Source organism: Priestia endophytica (assembly GCF_026790145.1).
In the GTDB taxonomy this organism is placed as follows: domain Bacteria; phylum Bacillota; class Bacilli; order Bacillales; family Bacillaceae_H; genus Bacillus_I; species Bacillus_I endophytica_A.
This window is the reverse complement of sequence record NZ_JALAMS010000092.1, coordinates 451-666: the sequence shown is the minus strand read 5'-3', so window position 1 is coordinate 666 and position 216 is coordinate 451. Positions and strand designations below refer to the sequence as shown.

The window sequence follows — 216 nt, the reverse complement described above, 5'->3', positions numbered from 1 at the left end:
TGACGCTTTGAACTGTCTGTTCAAATGATTTTGTGAAACGACATACTTCTCCTTTTGGCCATAATAAGGACGCTTTTTCCGAATAACTGCACGAATCCCCATTTCACGCATGAGGCGCTGTACACGTTTATGATTTATATGTAGGTTGTACACACGCCTTAGCCAGATTAAGACCCTTCGATACCCATAAATCCCCTTCATTCTTGTATGACATTC

1 protein-coding gene is annotated in these 216 nt (G+C 41.2%); it reads right to left on the bottom strand.

Going from position 1 to position 216, the window contains the following annotated elements:
* Positions 1-216 (bottom strand): IS3 family transposase (locus MOC86_RS27630; RefSeq protein WP_419146702.1); only part of this gene is annotated, 216 nt, incomplete at both ends.